Below are 24,105 nucleotides of genomic sequence, written 5' to 3' on the forward strand. Positions count from 1 at the left end.
GTACTTGATCCGATTAAGTCTTAAATTCTGAGAATAAAACTGACAGTATAAAATAAAAAAGCCCTGCAAATGCAAGGCTTTTTGTTGTCCCACTAGGGCTCGAACCTAGACTCTTCGGTACCAAAAACCGACGTGTTGCCAATTACACCATGGGACAAGATTTATAGATGTGCCTATCGTATTAGGCGGGTGCAAATTTAAATACTTTTTTTTATTTCACAACAATTTCTTTTAGAGAAAATTTAAAAAAATTGTTTTACGACTGGTTTCTACCTCTTAAATCCTAAAAAAACTTAAGTAAACCGTTAATAATGCAACCTATATTGGTATTTACGGTTTTTTAAGAATAATCATTAAAATATATTTTTAAATTCGCAGTGCTATAACTATTGCATATGGACTATAAAAGAATTAACACAATTGTTGGGTGGATGGTATTCATTTTTGCTACCACTGTTTATTTGATGACAATTGAACCAACCACCAGCCTTTGGGATTGTGGAGAGTACATTACGACGGCCTATAAATTAGAAGTTGGTCACCCACCGGGAGCCCCTCTTTTTATGATGCTTGGTCGTTTGTTTACCATGTTCTCTGGTCCTGATAGTGCTGCGATGATGGTCAATGCAATGTCGGCTCTTTCCAGTTCATTCACTATTTTGTTCCTCTTTTGGACCATCACCATGTTGGGGAAAAAAATCGTACTAAATCCTGGCATTTCATTATTTAATCCAAATGCTGAATCTGATTTAAGCGAGGAAAACAAAGAAAAAAGAAAATTATCACCTGGTTACCAATGGGCAATTATTGGGAGTGGTGTTATTGGTGCAATTGCTTATACCTTTACTGACTCATTTTGGTTTTCAGCAGTTGAAGGAGAGGTTTATGCAATGTCCTCATTCTTTACCGCTATAGTTGTTTGGGCCATTTTTAAGTGGGATCATGAATTAGGAGAGTTGGAAAACGATCCTGAAAACACCACTTTACTGTCTAAAAATGCAGATCGATGGATTGTACTTATCTTTTTTATGATTGGTCTTTCAATTGGTGTGCACCTCTTGAACCTCCTTTGTATTCCGGTAATTGCGTACGTTATTTATTTTAGAAAATACAAAGAAACAACCATTAAAGGCTTTATTCTAACTGGTTTAATTGGAGTTGTTTCTCTAGGTTTTATTCAAGCAGTTATGATTCCTAAAACAGTTCAGATTGCTGGATGGTTCGAGCGTTTCTTTGTGAATAGTTTAGGATTAGGATTTTATACCGGAACGATTTTCTTTTTCATTCTTTTAACGGGATTGATTGTATTCTTCTTAATGTGGTCGAAGCAGAAAGGAAATTCTTTGGTGAACACAATTACGTGGAGCGCAACTATGATTCTATTGGGTTATTCTTGTTTTGCTATGATTGTCATTCGTTCAAACGCTAATACACCTTTGGATGAAAATGACCCTGAGAACTTGGTAAGTTTAGAGTCTTATTTAAAACGTGAACAATATGGAGACTGGCCAATCCTTCGAGGTCCTTACTTCAACTCTGATTACACCAGAGATGCTGCCGGAAATATTGATCGTTCACAATGGGCGGATGCAAGTGATGTTTATTTAAGAAGATTTGTTGTATTTGACCATAAGGACAAAGAGATTAAAGGTTTTGAAACGGAAGCAGAAGCAAAAGAATATGCAGCAGAAAAGAACCTTTCAAAAATTGAAGAAAAATACTTTAAAACTTACGACGGTTCAAACCAAAAACCAACTTATAAATCGTCACATACAACACTTTTCCCTAGAATGTACAGTCCTGACGAACGTCATGTTTCTGGATACAAGAGCTGGTCTGCATATGACAACAAGGACCGTGTGAATGATTTAATGAGAAGTAAAACCTATACACGAGCGAGCGAAAAAGAGCGTGCAGAATTGATGGCAATTGCGAATTTGCCAACCATGGGTGAGAACTTAACTTATTTTGCTAACTACCAAGTAGACTGGATGTATTGGAGATATTTCATGTGGAATTTCTCAGGAAGACAAAATGACGAACAAGGACACGGTAGCCCAAGAGATGGAAACTGGATTTCTGGTCTCAATTTTATTGATCAATATCATTTGGGTGACCAATCAAATGCCCCGAGTGTAATTACGGATAATCCTTCTCACAACAAGTTTTATATGTTACCATTAATATTAGGTTTAATCGGTTTCATATTTATGCTAACTAAAGCTACCAAAGGCTGGTGGTTAGTAATGCTATTATTTTTGTTAACAGGATTTGCAATTATAATTTACCTTAACCAAAAACCAAGTGAGCCGCGTGAGCGTGATTATGCTTATGCCGCATCTTTTTATGCCTTCGCTATTTATATTGGCATGTCTGTTCTTGCTTTATACGACGCCTTTAAAACGATGGTATGGCGAGAACTTGGAATGATTTTAATGGGAATATTTGGACTTGGATTAATCTTGTTATTTGGAGACCGCACAGCTGGAATGAGCTTATTTTATATGGGTGGTGTAATAGGTGTTGGTTTTGCCCTTATGATGATTCTCAAACAAGCTCTTTCAAACGAGCGTTCAGGTGCAATAATTGCCTTTGCATTAACCATTCCTGTTCCAATTATTATGGGAATGCAATCGTGGGATGATCATGATAGAAGTGGAAGATATACTGCACAAGCATTAGCACAAAACTACCTCAACAGCTGCGTTGACAATTCGGTAATATTTACCAATGGTGATAACGACACATTCCCATTATGGTATTTACAGGAGGTTGAAGGAACAAAAACAAGCGTTCGAGTTTGCTGTTTGAGTTTATTGAACACAGACTGGTATACCGAACAAATGACTCGTAAAGCTTACGATTCAGAGCCTTTACCAATTTCATTTAGTGAGGAAGAGTACCGTCAACATGGGGCACGAGATTATATGTACGTATTGAGTACAAATCAATTAACCATGGGGAATAAAGAGATTGAACCGCGATGGAAAAAAGTAATTGATAAGAAAATAGAGTCCAACCCGGATTTATTCCAACCTGCTTTCACTAAAGCAACGCGAGATTTATACGGCATTTTGGCTCAAACTAAATTTGCATCCGAAAAGCCGGACGTATTGGCTTACATCCCTTCAATGGATACAGCCTCTAATTATTATACATTCCGTAGCTTAATCTTTAACATTTTAAATCAAGAAGCGGTGAACCTTTATCAAATTGATGAAAGTACTGCAATGGCCATTCAAAATGTTATGGTAGCCTTCAATGATGCTTTTGACTTTTTACCAGCTAAATATGCAATGGAGTATATGGGAGATGATGATAACCTTGAAGACCGCCAAGATCAAAAAGTAATCTTCTTCCCTACAACTGGTTTACGTTTAGATGTAAATAAGGAAAATGCTATTGCTTCTGGTATATTAGCAGAAGAAGATGCTGATCGAGCTGTAGACTTCATCCGTTGGAAACTGGCTAAAACAACGCTGATGAAAGCTGATTTAATGATTTTAGACATTGTTGCTCATTCAGACTGGAAACGACCAGTATACTTTGCAAGTTCAGCAAGTCGTCAAACCTACCTTGGTTTAGACAAGTACTTCTTTGCCGAAGGGTTAGTTTATAAACTTGTTCCAATAGAAGTAGAACCTAACCAAAATCCAAATTCTTTAGGTGAAGTTAATCTCGACCAAATGTATGAAAACTTAATGTCAACCTATAATTGGGGCAACATTGAAAAAGAAGGTGTTTTAGTGGATTACTATACCAGAAGATTAACTAATAACTATCGTGTACAATTTGCTGTATTAGCAGATGCGTACGGTGATGCTTACGACAAAGCAAAACGTAAGATTGAAATCATGAAGCAAATCCAATCACAAAATGATGGTGTTGAGATTAGCAATGAGCCAATTAAAACTCCAGTGGGTGATATCATTCCTTCGCAAATTCCAGCTGAAATTAAAATTGCTGAAGCCGAAATGGCCGACGCTAAGGCAAAAATTTCTGAAGTTTTAGATAGAGGTATAGAGATTATGCCACATAGCAATGTTCCGTTTGGCAAAGTATTCCCTTCCTATATCCAAGCATATTATATTGGTGAAAATGAAGAGAAAGCTAAGCTTTATACAGATCAAATGTTAGATTTATTTGGAGAAGAAATGAATTATTATTTAAGCGTAGATCCTGAATTTAGCGCTAGAATGATTGAAGACATGTACAGTACTTACCGAGGTATATTTAGCTTATACCAAGCTTCAGCTGTTTTTGGAACGGATGAAACTCATCAACAACTTGTAAGTGACCGATTCTTCTCTATCACTTCCGAACTACAAAATGGTTTAACAGCCATAAGAAAATACTGTATTGACGAAGACAAAACAGCTACTCTTCAGTTAATTCAAGGAACTTTTGATGCGTTTTTTCAGCGAATCAACAGCTAATTAACAGCTGTGCGATACTTTAAATTTCCCAAATGGCTCAGAAAAGTTTATCCTGGCGCTATTTGGGATTTTTTCATTCCGAATACTAAAACAATCTACCTCACTTTTGACGATGGTCCAAATAAGGGTACAACAGAATGGATTTTAAACCTCCTGAAGCAATACGATGCAGAGGCAAGCTTCTTTTGTTTAGGTAAAAATGTAAAAAAATATCCCAAGTTATTTGATCAAATCGTTCGTCAAGGACATCAGATTGGCAACCACACAAACAACCATCCGAATGGTGCATTAACTAAAACCAGCAATTATATTGATGATGTTTTGGCGGCTGAACAATTAATTCCATCAAAACTATTTCGACCTCCCTATGGTAAACTAAGTCCAAAACAATATAAAGTCCTTAAGAAAAAAGGGTTTAAAACTATTTTCTGGTCGCACATTAGTTATGATTTTGATCGTGAATTCAGTTCTGAAAAAAGAGTTGAAAAAGCATTACGTTTAGTGAAAAACGGAAGTATAGTGGTGTTTCACGATTCGGACAAAGCCTTTCCTCAATTGAAGGGTGAATTACCGTATCTGCTAGAAACATGGTCAAAAGCGGGCTACAGTTTTAGCGCTATACCCCATTAAAAATTAAGATTAACGGTATAAACGAATAATCCCGATCACCTTGGCTAAATGATCGGGATTCCATGAAAAAATCTACTGCTTTGGACATATAAGAAATGTCCGCTGCGACTACTATTTTACTACGCTTACTAATGAAAATAGTCTAGAATAAATAAGTTGCCGATTCGCTTACCGTGCTTTCTTATTACTGATTCAAATATCGGTTGTTTTTTCATATCCAAAGGTTAACGAAACGTTAAACAAAACTTGTATTAAGTTAAAACTTGTTAAAGGCTTATTAGAAGTGGAATGAGACCCCAAAACTTAAAGGATATGCCACTTCAGACTTTTCTTCTTCATACAGCGATAACAAGTTATAATTCGCAAACAAACCGAAATCATTATATCCCACCCGTACAGTTCCCATCAACTCAAACGCATTAAGATTATACCTTCCTTTTATCTTGGTTTTAAACATACCGTCAGGCGTATCATATTTGTATTTAACGTTTGATCCTAATCTTACACCTCCAATAGCACCAAAAGCTATATGAAAATTTTTGCTGTCATTCTTAGATGTGTTGATTTGAAACATTAAAGGAACACGCAATGTGGTCATTCGTAATTGATTTTTGGTAAATCCAGAAGTCATATTTGTATCGATTATTGCAAGTGTCGTATCACCATTCGCAAAATACTCTGCTTTTGAATTTGACAATCCATACCGACTATTGGTAATACCTAATCCCGTTACAAGGCCAAAATACTCCTTAATAATAGGAATGCGTTGCTCCGCGAAGTTAATGTTATAGACAAAAGATTGAGCAGGGTCTAAATTCAAGTGTTCACTTTGAAAATCATTATTAAAATTGCCGTTAACTGGATAATTAATTCCGACTTCAAATCCCGACCAATAGGTAAGGTCTCCATGGGATGCTTTTTTCGATTCTTTGCCATTATCTTCATCATCTACTTGTAAAGTATCAGATCCTATTACAATAAATTCTAAATTTCCAATTTTAAATCGCGTGGTATCAGTTTCTACTTGTGCGAACAAATTTGCACTAAAAAAAGCTGCAAAAGTTAATAGTAATATATGTTTCATTGTCTTCATTTTTTTAATTAATCTAATTCCATTACTGCAGGTAACTTTGGTTATTTTTGGGACGCTGTAACAAGAAATAAGTTACAGTTATCTTGATTTTTTTCTTTCAAATTCAAATTTTCCAAAAGAAAAGGAATACGCTACATAAGTATCACTTTCTATATCTTTATCACGTGTAAACTTCACCTCACGATTTACTACATCTCCAGCAGCCTGGGTCAATAGTTTATATGGTTCTTCTTTTCTAATTTTTAACGGCCTGTTTAATGCTATGAATTCCGCTTCATCATTAATAGGCTTTTCGGATAATGAGTCAAGTGGAGTTAACGTTAAATTGAAATCTGGATCTGCGTTTTCTATCTTTTCAAGCGGCGATAAATCAATGGCTGGAATACTATCTTTCGATTCAGCAATTTCATAGGAAACAGACTCGTCTAGGAAACTTTTCTTCTCCGCTTTATTTTCAAATTTTTCTTTGTTCTGTACACTCAAATGTTCATGATTACTCTCTGCTAAATTCTCATTATTTTCAATAATAGTAGTATGATTTAGCGATGGTCGATTTTCAATCGTTCTAACATATCTCACCAAATTTCTATCTGTATTGTCCATCTTTGGAGAGTATGATTGATAATACCCATTCCAGGCAAATCCAATGAGAACTAATCCTACAGCAGCGATCGAAGCAACACGAGAAACAACATTCATTCGCACTATATATCCACCTTTCTTCAATTCAGACTTTTCCGAATATGTAATTTGAGGATCTGGTTTTAAAAAACTGGCTTGATAGGTTTTAAACTCCTTCTCAAGGCCATGCTTTAGAATATACTGTTGTAACGTTACTAAATGTTGATCACATAATTCACCTTCCACCGCAGCCACCATAAAATCATCTACAATTGCAGGATTTATAATTAAATTCCCCTCATCAAATTTGAGATCCTTCTTGTCCACAAATGTGGCGGTGGTTGGAAATAATTCAAAGTCACCAAAATCTTCCTCTAATTCAGCTTTAAGATCTGGGTTAACCTCAAGAAAACACTTCAAATCATTTCGATCTTCGTGACTTAAATTCCCTTCCGCATAATCTAAAAAGTATGCCTCGTAATTATGTCTATTAATTTTCTCCATCTTCTTATTCTAAAACTGCTTCAACACTAATTAATATTTCTTTTAATTTTTTACGAGCACGAAAGATGTAAACCTTAACTTGACTTTCTGTTAAGTCAGTAATTTCACCGATCTCGTCGTAACCGTATCCTTCATAATCTCTCAACAAAACAACAGTACGCTGTATTTCAGTTAATTGATCTAAGGCCAGCTCTAATTGTTTTTGCAAATCTAAATTACGTATCGGTTTTTCCACCATCACCTCATCTATCTTTCCAACCTCATCCATATACTTCTCTTTTCTTATCAAGTCAATTAACGTATGATGCGCTGTTGTAAACAAATACGATTTTGCTTTTCCAAAATTAATTCCATCCTTCTTTACCCAAACTTTCGCAAAAGTATCTTGCACAATATCCTTTGCAGCATCCACATTTTTTATATGTTTCAGCACAAACCGATAAATATTATCAGAATAATTATCTACACAAATATTGTACTCTCTGGTTGTCATTTTTTTTGAACTTATTGGTGGGACGTTCGAATAAAACAAAAGTTACACCAATATTAAATTTAATTCTAAATTATTGATTTAATTCCATTTACGACAGCTTTCGTTTATATAACTCGGTGTTACTTTAGCTATTTTTGTGTTAATAAAATTAGCAGTCCATCGACTAAATATCCATAATTTTTAAGAGAATTTACTAGCTTTGCAGTATGGTAACATTCGATCCTAAAGAACTTCCAATTCCTAAAATTCACGGGTTATTACTTGGTGCTATTGGACCACGTCCAATTGCTTTCGCTAGTACAGTTGATGAACAAGGAGTTCCAAATTTAGCGCCTTTTAGCTTTTTTAACGTCTTTAGTGCTAATCCACCTATCATGGTTTTTTCACCAGCTCGAAGTGGACGAACAAACGAAACCAAAGACACCTATAAAAATGTAAAGGTAATACCTGAGGTTGTGATTAATGTGGTTAATCATTCAATCGTACACCAAATGTCTTTGGCGAGTTCACCTTATAAACCAGAAGAAGATGAATTTGATAAAGCTGGTTTTACAAAATTAAAATCAGATCTGATTCGACCATTCCGTGTTGCTGAATCACCGGTTCAATTTGAATGCCAAGTCATTGAAGTTAAAGAACTGGGGGACCAAGGTGGAGCTGGAAATCTCGTTATTTGTGAAGTTGTAAAGATTCATGTTAGAGAAGATTTATTGACTGAAGATGGTAAAATAGACCAAAAGAAAATAGATCTTGTTTCTCGAATGGGAGGAAATTGGTATTGCAGAGCAGATGATAATTCAATGTTTGAAATTGTAAAACCAATCACGACATGCGGCATTGGATTTGAAAATATTCCTTCAGACATAAAAAACTCAAAAATATTGACAGGTAATGATTTAGGTCAGCTAGGTGGCATTGAAGAATTACCAAATGAAACGGATGTAAACGAATACAAATTAGTCGAATTAAGTGATATATTTGTGGAGTTAGAAGACGAGCAAGCAGTCTTAGAGGAGACCTTGCATAAAATGGCAAAAAAATTATTAACTGAAAATAAACTGGAAGAAGCTTGGAAAACCTTACTTTCGTTTAACAACAACTAAAACAAACCAAATATTATGTACACATTAAAAGGAGAGCTAAAAGTGATTGGAGATGTTCAACAAATTTCTGATTCATTTAAGAAGAGAGAGTTCGTGGTGGTTGACGCTTCCGGACAATACGCGCAAACAATTATGTTTCAAGCGGTACAAGATCGCGTTGATTTGCTAAACAGCTTTAAATTAGGAGATAATGTAGAAGTAACATTCTTTTTAAGAGGAAGAGAGTGGACTAACCCTAAAGATGGCCAAGTTCGATATTTTAACTCACTAGACGCATGGAAAATTGAACCACTTGGTGGGGGAACAGCAACTAGTGCGGATAACGCAGAAACCTTTGTTGCAGAAGGTGATGACGATTTACCATTCTAAATCAAAATAAAACAAAATTAAAAGTTAAGGCGTTTATTGATTATAAATGCCTTTTTTTATGCCTTTTAAATATATTTGCACAATTAGATGTTGTAACATATATTTGTAAAAAATTAGATTATGTTAAAGAAAATTATCATTATAGCAATCATTTTAGTCGCGCTTGTTTTAGGTGTTCTTTATTTTATTCCGTGGGGTGAATATGAGAGCACGATTGAAAAATCTGAAGTGACACAACAAAATGCTCAAGATTCTACCGGAAACACAATACCAACACTCTCACTAGTGCAAGGACATTATTCAGTACAAAGTGGGGAGCATGCACAAGCTGAAGTTCTATTTGACGTGGACGGACTGAAATCAACGAAAGGAGCTTTTGAGGAATTTAAAATTGATTTCATTTTACCCGAAGACTTTACGCAAGGCGAATTAACTGTTGAAATAAATGCGAAATCAATCAATACAAATAATACGATGAGAGATGAGCATTTATTAGATCCTGATTTTTTTCACACAGAAAAATTCCCAACCATCACTTTTAAAGCAGACCAAATAACTGAGGGCGATACTTCTTATATGGCAGTTGGAAACTTACAGCTATTGGATGCAAATAACCCAATTGAAGTACCCTTTAACCACCTTGGCAATGGTACCAATAAAAACAATGAAGAATTTGAAGCATTTGAAGGCAAATTTACTTTTGATCGAACGAAATATGGGATGGAAGAAGTATCAGGTGCCGGCAACGTGGTTACCATTCACTTTTATTGTGAGTTGATAAAGGAGTAAGTTAGAATATACTCCCCTATTTTTACTTGCTATCCCATACATACCTGACATCATTGCTGTATGCTTCTCTGGCCTGAGAAAGATTTGATTGAAGCCAACAATTTTAAACACAAAGTTAACTTAATAGGAGAGCTATAAACGTATTACATAAGTACTTATATATTTGGTTTTTACCAGTTAATTTCATACGTTGATGTAATTCTTAACTTAAACCCTTCTATTATGAAAAAGTACCATCTTAATAATTTTATTCTTTTGTGGAGTGTTTAATTCCATAAAATCCAACGTACAACTTGGCAACTATCACTTAATGATAGATACATTATTAACAGACACCTTAAAGCACGGTTTTATGTTTTGGCAAGAAAATGCTTGGTATGCAGTTGGCGTAGGAGATCCAAGTACATGTACTGAGGTTTTGTCAATTGAACCCGATGAAACAGCAAATGCTTGCAGCATTTATCCTAACCCATCTTTTGACAATCAAATAACTATAAATTGGGAAAATTACGAAAACTATCAAATTTCGTTATTTGATTTAAAAGGAAGGTTAATTTCAAAATATTCCTCAACAAATAATCTTGTTAAAATTGAATTACCCAATATTTCTAATGGTGTTTATATACTAACCTTAACTGCCGAGGAAATCACGATTAATAAGAAAATAATAATTCAATGATTGATTTAACTCGCATTAAATTAATTCTGATAATTCTTAGTTTCTTAGGGTCAAACAGACTTTTTGCACAAGACTTTAAAGACAAAATTCCCTCAAAAACCAAAAACGCTATCAACCTAAGTTATGGATTATATACCTTTTATGATGGCATGCCTATTACCCATAAAAGTGCTTACAATGGTAAAACCAGGCTTTCAAGAGGGTTTGGAATAAGCTATTTGCGAATGACTTCTGATAAAAGAGCTTGGTCGCTGTCAACTAATTTATATTTTTACCTACTCGAAAAAAAAAGTTCTACTTTTTCGATAGGAACAGTTACTTACAAAAATTTTATGACTGGGCAATTCGATTATTATATGAAGGTTTATGCTACGAAAACTTCGAGTATATTTGCTTCAGCAGGCTTAATGTTTCGAGGCGGGTATGAGTCAGTACATGGTGGCTGGTATGGACCAGCTCATGCCTATGTACAAACACATATAATGCTAGATGCTGGTATTCCAATAGGGCTAAATTACATGTATTATCTAGGCAAACATCTTCATGTTAATTTGGAACTAGAACATACTGTTTTTCCTTTTATTTATTCTTCGAGGATAGTTTCGAATTATCTTTATCGCAATGACTGGGGCAAAGGAGCTTCTCGGAATATGACAAAACTACAAGTTGGGTTTGGTGTTAATTTTTAGGGTTAAGTTATTACCTTCGCAATATGCCAAAGCATCACCATTACATCGTATTTAAACCCCAAGGCTTTTTAAGCCAATTCATTGTCAACGGGAAACGTAAAAAAAAGCACAAAATGCTCGGTGAACTATTTGATTTCGCTCCAAACACCATGGCTATTGGTCGTTTAGATGAAGACTCTGAAGGTCTTCTCTTGCTCACCACCGATGGCAAGGTAAGTTTTGAAATTCTGAGCGCAAAATATGAAAAAGAATATTGGGTTCAGGTTGATGGCCTTGTTGACAATAAAGCCATTGAACAGCTGAAAAAAGGTGTAGAAATTGGCATTAACGGCAAAAAATACTTCACAAAACCTTGCAAAGCAAAAAAAATTACGACTCCAGACTTACCAGCAAGAACAAAAAAAATTCGAGATAGCAGACATGGTCCTACTTCATGGGTATCTATCACTTTACGTGAAGGAAAATTTCGACAAGTTCGAAAAATGACTGCTGCCGTTGGATTTCCAACACTCAGGCTTATTCGAATCAGAATAGACACCATCTATCTAAATAACATGCAACCAGGAGATGTACTACCTGTAAACACCTTATTTACAAACAAAGACTAATTAGTATTTCTATCTTTATATTATGGCCTTTACTGAGCGTTTCATCAACACTTATAAAAAACTGATACCAAGTCCATTTACCATTGCCCTATTACTAACCTTTATAACGGTAATCATTGCGCTAATTTTTACCAAACCTAACAAGATTTCTACGGGTGCTTATTTCATGGAAATTGCTGGTTATTGGGAAAAGGGCCTTTGGAACAAAAGCGACGGTGGAATTTATTTTGCCTTTCAAATGATGTTTATGCTTGTTTTCGGTCACATCATAGCTTTATCTACCCCTGTATACAACTTAATTAACAAATTATTAAAACCTTGTACAAATACGGCAAACACCGTTTTTATTGTTACCTTTTCCACCATTCTAGTTTCTTACCTCAACTGGGGCTTAGGACTAATTTTTGGCGCTATATTAGCTCGACAAATCGGTGAAAAGTTCAACCGGGAAAAACGTCCATTGAATTATTCAATGATTGGTGCAGCCGCGTACGTAGGTTTAATGGTTTGGCATGGAGGATTATCAGGCTCAGCCCCTATAAAAGCTGCAGAATCTGGAAATCTTAAAAACTTAGTTGAAAATGTTAATGGGATTGATTTAACACAAATTCCTGAAAGGTTAGACCTCAGTGAAACCTTGTTTTCAAACTTAAACATATTTATCACTATTTCACTTTTAATATGTCTGCCAGGCATTATGTATTTAATTGGCAAACGAACTAAACCGACCAGTAACCTCCCTTCTAAAATTATCTCACCACCAAGTGATAATGCAACTCATACAGGTTTAGAAAAATTAGACCAAATACAATTTTTTAATAAATTAATTGGTGCTTTATTTATTGGATACGCCATTTACAAAGCTTTTATTCTACCCGATGAAATAAATTTAAAATTTATAAACCCAAACTTTATCAATTTTTGCCTTTTTGGGGGTGCAATCCTACTCCATGACAACATAAAACAGTTTACTGAAGCTGCAGGAGAGGCTATTAAGGACGCAACAGGAATTTTATTACAATTCCCGTTATACTTTGGAATTTTAGGCATAATGATTCATACAGGTCTGATTAATTTAATAACAGATTCTTTTGTAGCAATCGCTTCAGAGTCCACACTACCATTGTTCAACTTTATTTCAGCCGCTTTAGTCAATATATTTGTACCGAGTGGAGGCGGTCAATGGGTGGTTCAAGGTCCAATTTTAGTTTCCGCAGCGCAAGAGCTTGGCGTTGGATATGGAAAATCAATTATGGCAATGGCCTATGGTGAACAATTGACCAACATGATACAACCTTTTTGGGCTTTACCATTACTAGGCATAACGGGATTGAAAGCAAAAGAAATTTTACCCTATACGATGATCCTTTTTGGAGCAGGACTTTTCATCTTTACTTTTGGATTATTACTTTTTTAGTAACATACTATTAACATAGGCTAATTATCCCATAACACTATATTTAACCTTTCACAACACATGAGCGGTAGATTTGCAATGTGATAAAAAACATTCCCATCCGTATTAAAATAGCGGTTTCTCTAATCGTTATCTCCCTCTTTACACTTGTATTTGTTTACATCAATGACACCTATCAAAAGGGTAAAGTAAAACTATCTCAATACCAACATCACATTGAAGATACACGAACGTTGATTTACAAAAGTCTGCAATTACAAGGTGAATTTCTATTAACTGATAGCCGAACAAACGAATTCCATATCAATAAGACTTGTCAAAGCCTTCAATATTTTACTCGGAATATTGATAGTTTAATGAACGTAACAGCGCGTATTCAAAAACATGAATTAACTTTAAAATTCGAACTAGCTGATGAAATTATTTATCTCCGAGATCTCATCAACGAACACAATCAAAACACCAGTGAGCTACAAGACAAAACCTTGCAAAAAGGATTCTACAACTATGGTAAAGAAGGAGAGTTTAGAAATTACATCCATCAACTGCAAGATGAGTATGCACACATTATTCCTTTAGCAATGACGTTACAATTAAGGCGGAGCGAGAAAGATTACATGCTGCGCCATGATCTTAATTATTTCGAGAATAATCTCAGCCTAATAGCTAAAATAGAAAACACGTTAACAAATAGCCATGAAGAAACAGATGTTGCATTATTTCTATTATCAAGCTATCAAAAAACTTTTTCAGAATATGTTCAACTGGATACAAGTATCGGATTTAACCGAAATCATGGTTTACGAAAGAAAATAGATACTAACTCAAAAGCTTTGTTAGCTCATTTAGATAATATTACCGAAAAATCTATCGAGAGAAGTAATATTTATAGAACAGAAACCAGTACTCTATTCATCATTTATGGTGCACTATTCATCTTAGCGCTAGGATATTTAATTATTTACACTGCCCGAAACTTATCAAAGCCTATACTTGAATTATCTCAAGGTATATACAGTTTTATACAGAGTGATTTCCAAACTAAAACCACATTTGTTTCTGAAAATCGTAAAGATGAGATTGGAGATTTAATACGAAATTTTAACACCTTACAAACAGAAATTGCGGATCATTTTGCCGCTTATAAAATCAATGCAAAAGAACGACAAAAAGAACTTGAAGAACAAAAAGAAAAATTAGAGATTCAAAAATTCCTTGTACTAGAATCTAGAAATAATCTCAACGATCAAATTCAACATTATTCAGATAGCTTGAGGTACGCAGGACGTATACAAAAAAGTATTTTACCAAAACCAGAATTATTGGAGGAAGTACTAGGGCCATTTGGGTTATTTTATCGGCCAAAATCCATCGTAAGTGGTGATTTCTATTGGACCTATGAAAACGAAAATTATCGTTTCGCTGCTGTTGTTGATTGTACGGGTCATGGCGTTCCTGGCGCATTAATGAGTATCCTAGGAATTTCATATTTGAATTATGGTGTAAAAGATAAATACATTTTCAATACGGCAGAACTATTAAATTACCTCAATAGTAAAGTTGCCGAAGTCTTGGGGCAGTACGGAATGCAATCTGAAGTAAAAGACGGAATGGATATATCACTGATTCGTATAAATAAAAAAACAAATGAATTACAATTCAGCGGAGCCCAACGTGAATTACTTATTATTAGAGGTGATTCGCTACTCCGTATAGCACCTGACAAATTTCCAATTGGTTGGATATTACCTGGTGCCAAAAAGCAATTTAACGAGCAAGATATTCCACTAGAAGCAAATGATCTTATCGTTATGTACACCGACGGAACGGTAGACCAATTTGGCGGCAAAAAGCATAAAAAATTTACACGAAACGCCTTATATAAAACATTGGTTACAAATTCAGAGCTATCTCCTGATCATATCGCAAAAACGATAGAAACCAATTTAGCATCGTGGCGCGGAAAATACGATCAAACAGACGACATTTGCTTCTTAGCCTTTAGGCATATTACTTGAATAATTTATCATTTTAATATTGATTATTAAGTATTTATACTGTTTTTTGCCTTCATAAATAGCCGTAGCTTTTGAAGAAAAAAATAAACCAAAACTAAAAATCATGAAGAATTTATGTAAAAAATTATTTGGCTTTTTAGCCATTACAATTGTCTTACCAAATATTTGTACCGCTCAACATCCATTTTTGGACACAGCTTGGGTGGCACAAACACCTGAGATTAGTGAAGCAATCTATCATTCTTCAAGTGTGGTACACCAAGGTAATTTGATAGTAACAGGTAACGTAGATGTCGGAGGGGATATTGACGTGGTTACATTGAAATATGGTGTTAATGGAGATACACTATGGATGAAAACTCAATCAGGTTCATTAACTGATGGAGCTGATTATGGTGTAGATGTCAAAATAAATGCTTCTGGTGACGTAATTGTAATTGCTGCAATTGAAAATACTGGGACAGATTATGATTACGCCGTTTATCAATATGATGGTAGCACCGGTAATTTAGATTGGAGTTACACGTGGAATGGAACAGGAGGAGGTAATGATATTCCCACCACTGTTGAATTAGATGGTTCTGGTAACGTTTATGTGGCCGGTGGATCAGAGGCTCTAGGTGGTTTTGGTGATTACGGAGTAATTAAATTATCTTCAACCGGAACCTTCCAATGGGCAGCATATTATGATTATACAAGTTTACATGACGCTGCAACTAAAATTGTGATCAATAGTCAAATTGTTGTTACAGGAATTTCCGCAAGTGGTATTGGAGATTGGGATTTAGCAACAATAAAGCTCAATCCGGCAACGGGAGCAATAGGTTCAACAAACAGGACAGATATTGCCGGGGCTACAATGGTTGAAGCTTCTGATATGGTAACTGATTCACTAAGTAATATGTACATCACTGGATATGCTGAAATAGCCGGTAACAAAAATGTACAAACTATAAAACTGGATTCCAATTTAACAGAAGTTTGGATCAAAAATTACAGTGGTACTTTTGATGATGAAGGGAAAGATTTGGCCGTTGATGTATACGGAAACGTTTATGTGACCGGTTATACTGGAAAGTCAGCTGGTCTATTCAAGGCATTAACTATAAAATATGATGCATCAGGAAACGAAATTTGGGTGAAGGAATTTGGAAATATTGAAAACTCTGTGGAAGGACGCGCCGAAAAAATTGCACTCAATGATAGTGGTGAAGTGTTTATAACTGGAACAATTGCGGATCAGGGGAACATCAGCTCTTTCTTTTTTACTCAATATTCTGCTGACGGGCTGGTTTTACTTTCTACTGAGTATAATAGTCTGGGGCTGGGAGATACAGCTTATAATATCCATGTCGTTGCTGATTCTGTTTACATTACAGGGCTGTCTCATTATGTTGGCACAACACAGATGACTGCTATAAAATTTGTTTTACTACAGAATGTTGATTACTCCTACTTTTATCTTAACGGAGAAAAGTCTGTATGGTGTCAACAACCTGGAATGTATTCATTTGCATTGATAGATTCGAGCCGCTTTGTTGATGTCGATTCAACAATAGTAAGCCATAGTGATTTTTTTCCTGATGATGGGATTCATTATATTTATTTTGATCCGGAAGCGAGTGAATCAGAAATTGATTCTATGATTACGGTTATTGAAAGTCAACCCAATTTTTATAAAGAATATTTAGTTGCTACACAGACCAGAAATAATACTCAGAAATATGCAAACGAATTATACGCAGGAATAGATAATTATATTGAGATTGTTTTCAATGATCCTGATTTAACCGATACGCAAGTGGATTCATTTGCCACAAGTAATCAGTTAGATGTGGTTTATTACCCACCTTCAGGTATTGATGGAGGTGTTTTTATACTAAAAGCAAATCAAAATTACACCAATCATTCATTAACGAGCGCAACACTAACAATGGACATTGCCGCTGATTTATGGGAAGAAGACACCGAAGAATTTATAAAAATAGTCACCCCAAGTTTACGGCTTTTTAGACCACATGACGGCCCTGATGATCCTTATTATGATGATATGTGGTGGGCAATTGGCAGTGAAACCACTTGCAATGGTACAGCAACGGACCCCACTGCAAATATTGGATTAGATTGTGCTTGGAATTTTGAGTTTGACTACGGTACAGGACCTTCTTATAGTGGAGATGGTGTTGTGGTAGGTGTTATTGATTATCACGGTGTACAATGGGACCACCCGGATCTGGATGGTTCTTTTCTAGATGGTTGGGCAGCTTTTGGAGACGTTGAAGGGGAAGCTGCGGTGGTACCGATTTATAATGATGCTGATGACGTTTATTACGCTGCCTGGAATGAAGCACACTTGCAAAATGTCAGCGGAATTATTTCTGCGGACATTGACAATACCGAGGGAATTGTTGGTGTTGCCCATGAAAGCATGCTCATACCAAGTTTATGGTCAGGCACAACGGCACAGTTTGATGGTCTGCTTCAGGAATTACTTACCGATCCACTAATTGAAAGACAAGTTGATATTATCAATATGAGTTTTGGGTATAATGGGATGACCGTTGAAGAGGCAATGGGATTTGGGTTCTATTCATCCTTACAAGCTTGCCACTTATCAGGTAGAGATGGAAAAGGAATTGTTTTAGTGGCATCTGCCGGAAACAGAAATGGTGAATATATTTCCATCCCGGCTGCAATGCCAATGGTATTCAGTGTTGGAGCAACCAATCCGGTTGATCAAATCAAGAAAAAGTATGATGGTTTTGATCCCATTGAAGGCAATTGGGGCAGCTCATACTTTAAAGATTTAGACGTTGTAGCACCCGGAGTTTGTATTATGAGTACTGATTTTTCTGATGAAGGAACCGGGTTTCCTGAAGATATAGGAATTGGTTATGCGGTAGGAGATTATTATGGTTTTTCCGGTACTTCTGCAGCAGCACCAATGGTCAGTGGGTTAGCAGCACTTTTGCTTGAAAAAGATGCCGATTTGACCAATGAAGAAGTGTATGAAATAATACGACTCAGTTCGGATAAAGTTGGGGGATATGACTACACCACCATGGAACCAAATGGAAGGTGTTTAGAATTAGGTTATGGTAGAATAAATGCCTGTACGGCCGTTTATTTTAATAATGAAGAGTTGAAAACAGAAGAAGATCAAACCAACCTGATAAACATCACTTATGTTAACCCTGTTACGGATATTTTATATGTTAATGTTCATGATTTACAAAATTTCTCAGTAATCATGTACAATCCTACAGGACAACTTGTTTTTGATAGTAATTATAAAAACACAAGCACCTTTGATGTTGATATGTCATCATTTGCCAATGGCATATACTTTTTAAGTGTATTTGATGAAAAAACACAAAGAAACACTACTGTTAAAATCCTTAAAAAATAAACAAAAATACCCGTACCACGCAACAAATGGTACGGGTATATCGTTTCTTTATACAGGTATGAGAAGTTTATGGTTTATTTATATTTTGATTATTTCTTGTCCTGTTATAGGACAATCAACCTTCCAATTTTCTTCAAAGAGTCCAGAATGGTCAGTAGAAGTAAGAGATGATATTGTTGAAAGTCAGACAGACGAAATATATGCTGTTTCTTCAGTTGACGGAGGTAAACGAGATGTGAGGCTTGTAAAAATAAAAGCGAATGGTACAGTGCTATGGGACACCATTTATGATTTTACCCCTCATCAGGAATTTTCCCCAAGATTGGTAAATGCGCATGACGGAGGGGTTATCGTAGCTTCCACCAGTTATTCCTACCCGGTAGATGATCAGGATGGATATAAAGATATTTTGGTATGGAAAATAAATGAGTTAGGAGAAATTGTTTGGCAAAAAGTGATTGCTGCTCGTTCATTTCATTCTATGATTGCTACATCTGATGGCAACTATATCCTTCTAGGAAGTCATTATAACGAAAGGCTGGGTCTATTGATTACGAAAATAGATGAAAACGGGAATATCCTCTGGCAAAAAATTATTGAACGTATGTTTGATAAGGGTGAAATAGCTTGGGTAAACCAAAAAAAAATAGTAGAAATTAATGGTTTTGTTTACATTGCTGCCTATTTTACATACCCATTAGTAGGATCTAATTGGCAAGATGGATTGTTATATCAGTTTGATTTGGATGGAAATATAAATTGGGAGATTCGCATACCCAGTAGAGAAAAACATGACGTCCGCATGATAGAGTATATCTTTAAATTTAATGATAAACTTTATTTTATAGCAGACTATCGTGACATAATTGAAACTTATACATTCACTGAGCAGGGAGGTTTTAGGAATATTACAGATTCAATACAACTGGATTTAGACGGCCTGGTAATAGATAATTCATGTGACGGGACCGGAGATGCTTTAACAGGTATAGTGGAAATAACCGAATTACAGTTTTATTTTAAAAAATATAATCGTTTAGATTCTGCTGCCTACTACGAAGTACCATATGACACACTCAAGGATGCTTTTGCAAAGATTATTAAAAGTAGAAACGGGGGATATATAATGTTGTCACAAACCTCTGGTGCCGTGCTAGTCACAAAAACAGATTGTATGGGCAATGTTGCCTATTGGAGCGAGGATTGTAATTCAAAAATTCCGGAAGGTCAGGAACTCCTATTATACCCCAACCCAGTGAAAGATAGATTGACCATTGAGGCAGTATTTGATTTTTCAGAGGTATCGTTAATAAACGCTTTAGGGCAAATTACGGTATATAAAAACGAATGTAATTGCAATCGTAAATTAATAAATGTGAGTGATTTAGCCAGTGGAGTTTATTCGGTTTTAATTGAGGGGAAAGAACAAAATGTGACAGCAAAGTTTGTGAAGTTTTAAATCTTAATTTTTAAGATTTCTGTCTTTTAGTAACCCAGGCAACAAATGGTACGGGTTTTTCGTTTCTTTATATAGGTATGAAAACTTTATGGTTGATCTATATTTTGATTGTTTCTTATCCCGTCATCGGACAATCAACCTTTCAGGTTTTTTTAGAAAATCCAGAGGGATCAGTAACACAAATTAGACATGATATTGTGGAAAATGAAGCAGGCGATATCTATGCCATGTCAGACGTTACTTATTCAAAAAAAATGTGAGACTAATAAAAATAAACCAATATGGCGTTGTAGAATGGGATACTATTTATGGTTTTACGCCCAGTCATGAATTTGGTCCAAAAATTGTAAACGCCCATGATAGTGGTGTACTTGTGGCTTCCACAAGTTTTTCATACCCTGTTGATGATCAAGATGGTATTCAGGATATTTTGGTATGGAAAATCAATGAAGAGGGCGAAATTCTATGGCAAAAAGTAATAGCTGCGCGTATGTTTAACTCTATAATTGCTACATCTGATGGTAATTATATCCTCTTAGGAGTTCGGTATACAGAAACGATCGACCTCTTAATAACTAAAATTAATGATGAAGGTGTTATTATTTGGCAAAATATTATTGAAAGACCTTGGGATGGAGAACTAATTTCATGGGAAAGTGCCACTTCATTGACAGAAATAGATTCGGCTGTATATGTTGGTGCATCTATTGGTTCCCCTGAAGAAGTAGGTTCTGATGCTTTGCTATATAAAATTGACTTAAAAGGTGATATTATCTGGGAATTGAGGGTGCCACGTCATTTTCCAGCAAATGATATAAAGGTAAGTAGCATATTTAAATTTAACGATCGTTATTATTTTAAGGATAATATGTTTGATGGTGAATTATATTCACTTAATCCTACAACAGGTGACTTTAAAAATATAAACGATTCTATCCAAATCGAATTAATAGATCAAGTAGTAGATAACTCATGTGATGATTCTGATGTGATAACAGGTTTAATGGAAATAACAGAACAAAAATTTAATTTTAGAAAGTTCAATCGATTAGATTCAGCTGCCTACTATGAAACCACGTTTGATGCTCCTGAAGGAGGATTTAAGAAAATAATAAAAAGTAGAGATGGGGGCTATATTGTATTATCACAATCTTGGTCAGGAGGAACAATGGTGGTTTCAAAAACTGATTGTATGGGTAATGTGGCTTTTTGGACTGAAGAGTGTAATCCTAAAATTCCCGAAAATGCAACCATTTTTTTATACCCCAATCCCGTTAAAAATGTGTTAACGGTTGAGTCCTCATTTGATTTTTCTGAGGTTTCCATTATAAATTCTCTTGGACAAAGAACGGTTTATCAAAATGATTGCAAATGCAATCGTAAAATACTTGACGTAAGTAATCTTTCTGCTGGGGTTTATACAATTTCAATAACAAATGACACGGAAATGAATGTCATTAAATTCTTAAAGCTTCAATAATGTATATTTTGATAGGGAAGCTTCGTTGTACTTTATTTATATCAAGAAAATTGTTAAATTATTTTAACGCTATTGCTTTCAACTCACAATTTCGATATTTTTAGATAAAGCTTAAAAATGAAACGATTTGTACCCTTAATATTGTCCATTGCTTTTCTAATCATTGCTTGCGAACACCATTATACTTGCTATTTTAATACTAATAAATTAACGTTTACACTTTCAGAGAATTCAAAAGTTACGGTACGTTTAGAATGTGAAAAATACGAAGACGATTTATTTAACGGCAATTGTCCGTTCAATGATCATTGCCACCGTGTTTCTTTTTTAAATGGTAACAGCAGTAACAACAAATAAAAAGGATACCAAATTTGATGCAAGAGCAAGGTTAAAGCAGTCATACGCATGCTAGTTTCCCATCGCCAAATTAAAATAAGTTCAGCAAGGTATTTCAATCCAATTACTACACCAAAAAGTGGATTTTTCCCCAAATTGATTAACGAAATAAACAATAATACCTGGACAGCAAGCAATAAGATAAATCCTAAAATTACCGGAGCAGATAACATGCGATTGATTTTACCCGCCCAGCGTTTTCGTTGTTGTAATAACTTAACCATAGTGCCTGGCGCCTGCGTTGTCACAGCACAATTACTTGAATCAACTAACTCAACTTTAAGATTATTCTGTAAAAATGCATTTAATAAAAAAACATCATCTCCGGAGGGTACTAAATAATCATTTCTTTGCTTATCGACTTTTAAAAACGCCTTTTTTGAAAATAAGAGGTTAGCTCCATTTGCCAAAATAGGCTGTTTTATTGAAGCTAATCCGAAATTTAAGGCACTTAAAAATTTAAATTCAATAATCGATAATGCACCAATTAACGAATTTGCCTTCATGTTTACCGGTAAAACAGCCATATCAGACGTCTGCAATTGCTGAATTTGAATAAAGTAATCGGACGGCAATTGAATATCAGCATCCCAGGTAATAATCGTTTCGTATTGGGCAACCTTTACACCCTTTTTGATTGCAAATTTTTTACCCTTCTGTTCCGAATTCGATATTATTTTGAATGGGTGCTTTAAGTTTTGTTCTATTAATTCAATGCTATTGTCTGTTGAATGATCATCGATAAAAAGCAGCTCAACCCCTTGATTTATCAAACATTTATTTAACGAATTAATTAGTTCAATAATTCTATCTGATTCGTTGTGAAAAGGAATGATTACGCTTATGTTCGCATTTTTTCCTGTTACAATATTACTAGATGAAAGTTTAAAAAGTGCAACTAACCTCAATAAGATGACCAGCAAAAATTGTACGCAAACTATTATAAAGCAGACCCACCAAATCATTTGTTTCGAATTAAAAAGAAACCGCCAACCAGTGCCGGTAATGCAATATTTACGAACCACAAAATAAATCCAGTTAATAAAATGACACTGGTAGACACCCCAATTGCAGATAAAACAATCAATGCAGCAGCTTCACGCATAAATAATTTGCCAAAAATCAAAGATGGAAGAACAGTGACTAATAGATACACTAACATGATGTGCATGTACAATTCATAAATCGATAAATGGGGCATAAAAGTAAATACAATTAAAACGTATTGACTTACAAATATGCCATATCGAAACAAGCTTAATCCAATAATTTTTAGCTTTATTCCACTACTTGCTTCACTAACAAATTTAACTGATTCTTCGATATCCTTTGGCAAAAATCGTTTGAGAGGTTTCCGGACAATTCGGGATGGTTTTAAATATATCAGTATGCCAAAAATTAAAATAAATAAACTGATTATTTGCAAAAAGTAAGTTGAAATTTCAAAGTTTATTTGCTGCGTAAATAGAAATGCAACTGTGCCACAACCAATTGAAACTACGAACTGAGCAAGATTTGCGATTAAGGTAAAAAACGCGGCATGCGTACGATCCGCTTTATCAATGAATGCAATTCTACCAATAAAATTCCCCACCCGATTAGGCGTCATAATTCCAGTAGACAACCCGGCCAATACAGCCTTTATGGCTTCAGCAAACCGAATGGGTTTAATTGGCAGAATAAGTGCTTTCCATTTTAATGCTTCCAACGACCAATTTATAGGCATCAGTAAAATAGCCAAAATCGCGTACTGATAATGTTTCGTATTATCCAAGAGATCATCGTAGGCCTGATTTGTGACCATTTCATACAAACGATAAATGACCATTACAATCAAACCCACCCCAAAAACAAGTTTCAGTCCAAAAAGTAATGGAGATGATCGTATTTTAAATTCAGTCATTTGAATCCA

At 35.1% G+C, this 24,105-nt stretch carries 19 protein-coding genes and 1 tRNA gene; 14 read left to right on the forward strand and 6 right to left on the reverse strand.

Translation table 11 applies throughout. The annotated features are described in order from the left end of the window. Window positions 1–84: 84 nt before the first annotated feature. Window positions 85–157 (reverse strand) — tRNA-Gln (locus A8143_RS09935). 238 nt (window positions 158–395) lie between these two features. On the opposite strand from A8143_RS09935, the gene A8143_RS09940 reads away from it, so the two are divergent. Together A8143_RS09940 and A8143_RS09945 are read left to right on the forward strand one after the other, a co-directional pair. Next, the gene (locus tag A8143_RS09940) at window positions 396–4,436 is read left to right on the forward strand and encodes a glycosyltransferase family 117 protein (RefSeq protein WP_066758589.1); all 4,041 of its coding nucleotides are present in this window, start codon (window positions 396–398) and stop codon (window positions 4,434–4,436) included. Between the two features lie 9 nt (window positions 4,437–4,445). Beyond that, a complete protein-coding gene (locus A8143_RS09945; RefSeq protein WP_066758591.1) occupies window positions 4,446–5,066 on the forward strand; it encodes a polysaccharide deacetylase family protein in 621 nt (206 codons plus the stop codon). A gap of 277 nt (window positions 5,067–5,343) precedes the next feature. Here A8143_RS09945 and A8143_RS09950 read toward each other — a convergent pair whose 3' ends face one another. From A8143_RS09950 to A8143_RS09960, 3 genes are all read right to left on the reverse strand, one after another. Next, window positions 5,344–6,150, reverse strand: a complete 807-nt coding sequence (locus tag A8143_RS09950; RefSeq protein ID WP_070138045.1) for an outer membrane beta-barrel protein — start codon at window positions 6,148–6,150, stop codon at window positions 5,344–5,346. 87 nt (window positions 6,151–6,237) lie between these two features. Next, entirely contained in the window at window positions 6,238–7,284 is a 1,047-nt protein-coding gene (locus A8143_RS09955; RefSeq protein WP_066758595.1) for a hypothetical protein, read from the reverse strand. 4 nt (window positions 7,285–7,288) lie between these two features. Beyond that, window positions 7,289–7,777, reverse strand: a complete 489-nt coding sequence (locus tag A8143_RS09960) for an RNA polymerase sigma factor (RefSeq protein WP_066758597.1) — start codon at window positions 7,775–7,777, stop codon at window positions 7,289–7,291. A gap of 206 nt (window positions 7,778–7,983) precedes the next feature. Between A8143_RS09960 and A8143_RS09965 the strand changes: the two genes are divergently transcribed. From A8143_RS09965 to A8143_RS10020, 12 genes are all read left to right on the forward strand, one after another. Continuing rightward, entirely contained in the window at window positions 7,984–8,880 is an 897-nt protein-coding gene (locus tag A8143_RS09965; protein WP_066758602.1) for a flavin reductase family protein, read from the forward strand. A gap of 15 nt (window positions 8,881–8,895) precedes the next feature. Next, a complete protein-coding gene (locus A8143_RS09970; protein ID WP_066758604.1) occupies window positions 8,896–9,249 on the forward strand; it encodes a DUF3127 domain-containing protein in 354 nt (117 codons plus the stop codon). A 120-nt stretch (window positions 9,250–9,369) separates the two neighbouring features. Continuing rightward, window positions 9,370–10,038: a YceI family protein gene (locus tag A8143_RS09975; RefSeq protein WP_066758605.1), complete on the forward strand. Its 669-nt coding sequence runs from the start codon at window positions 9,370–9,372 to the stop codon at window positions 10,036–10,038. 310 nt (window positions 10,039–10,348) lie between these two features. After that, window positions 10,349–10,717 carry a T9SS type A sorting domain-containing protein gene (locus A8143_RS09980; protein ID WP_139134325.1) on the forward strand — a complete coding sequence of 123 codons (369 nt, stop codon included), beginning with the start codon at window positions 10,349–10,351 and terminating at the stop codon, window positions 10,715–10,717. Further along, window positions 10,714–11,406: a hypothetical protein gene (locus A8143_RS09985; RefSeq protein ID WP_066758608.1), complete on the forward strand. Its 693-nt coding sequence runs from the start codon at window positions 10,714–10,716 to the stop codon at window positions 11,404–11,406. The genes A8143_RS09980 and A8143_RS09985 overlap by 4 nt, the downstream gene beginning before the upstream one ends. Window positions 11,407–11,429: 23 nt before the next feature. Further along, entirely contained in the window at window positions 11,430–12,014 is a 585-nt protein-coding gene (locus A8143_RS09990; RefSeq protein WP_066758610.1) for a pseudouridine synthase, read from the forward strand. Window positions 12,015–12,036: 22 nt separating this feature from the next. Further along, complete coding sequence (locus A8143_RS09995; RefSeq protein ID WP_066758612.1) at window positions 12,037–13,431, forward strand: short-chain fatty acid transporter; 1,395 nt, start codon at window positions 12,037–12,039, stop codon at window positions 13,429–13,431. Between the two features lie 80 nt (window positions 13,432–13,511). Beyond that, window positions 13,512–15,449 carry a SpoIIE family protein phosphatase gene (locus tag A8143_RS10000; protein WP_066758614.1) on the forward strand — a complete coding sequence of 646 codons (1,938 nt, stop codon included), beginning with the start codon at window positions 13,512–13,514 and terminating at the stop codon, window positions 15,447–15,449. A 103-nt stretch (window positions 15,450–15,552) separates the two neighbouring features. Next, window positions 15,553–18,858, forward strand: coding sequence for a S8 family serine peptidase (locus tag A8143_RS10005; protein WP_066758616.1), 3,306 nt, complete (start codon window positions 15,553–15,555; stop codon window positions 18,856–18,858). Then, window positions 18,812–20,317 (forward strand): T9SS type A sorting domain-containing protein, encoded by a 1,506-nt coding sequence (locus tag A8143_RS10010; RefSeq protein WP_066758623.1) that lies wholly within the window; start codon window positions 18,812–18,814, stop codon window positions 20,315–20,317. Before A8143_RS10005 ends, A8143_RS10010 begins: the two co-directional genes overlap by 47 nt. A 92-nt stretch (window positions 20,318–20,409) precedes the next feature. After that, window positions 20,410–20,577: a hypothetical protein gene (locus tag A8143_RS17060; RefSeq protein ID WP_175437527.1), complete on the forward strand. Its 168-nt coding sequence runs from the start codon at window positions 20,410–20,412 to the stop codon at window positions 20,575–20,577. After that, window positions 20,574–21,797 (forward strand): T9SS type A sorting domain-containing protein, encoded by a 1,224-nt coding sequence (locus tag A8143_RS10020; RefSeq protein WP_066758625.1) that lies wholly within the window; start codon window positions 20,574–20,576, stop codon window positions 21,795–21,797. Before A8143_RS17060 ends, A8143_RS10020 begins: the two co-directional genes overlap by 4 nt. A gap of 305 nt (window positions 21,798–22,102) precedes the next feature. Here A8143_RS10020 and A8143_RS10025 read toward each other — a convergent pair whose 3' ends face one another. Further along, on the reverse strand, window positions 22,103–23,158 hold the full coding sequence (locus A8143_RS10025; protein WP_083261319.1) for a glycosyltransferase: 1,056 nt from the start codon (window positions 23,156–23,158) through the stop codon (window positions 22,103–22,105). Next, window positions 23,155–24,096: a lysylphosphatidylglycerol synthase transmembrane domain-containing protein gene (locus A8143_RS10030; RefSeq protein WP_066758629.1), complete on the reverse strand. Its 942-nt coding sequence runs from the start codon at window positions 24,094–24,096 to the stop codon at window positions 23,155–23,157. Before A8143_RS10030 ends, A8143_RS10025 begins: the two co-directional genes overlap by 4 nt. Window positions 24,097–24,105: the final 9 nt, after the last annotated feature.

Origin of the sequence: Crocinitomix algicola, assembly GCF_001661595.2 — a bacterium.
GTDB lineage: Bacteria > Bacteroidota > Bacteroidia > Flavobacteriales_D > Crocinitomicaceae > Crocinitomix > Crocinitomix algicola.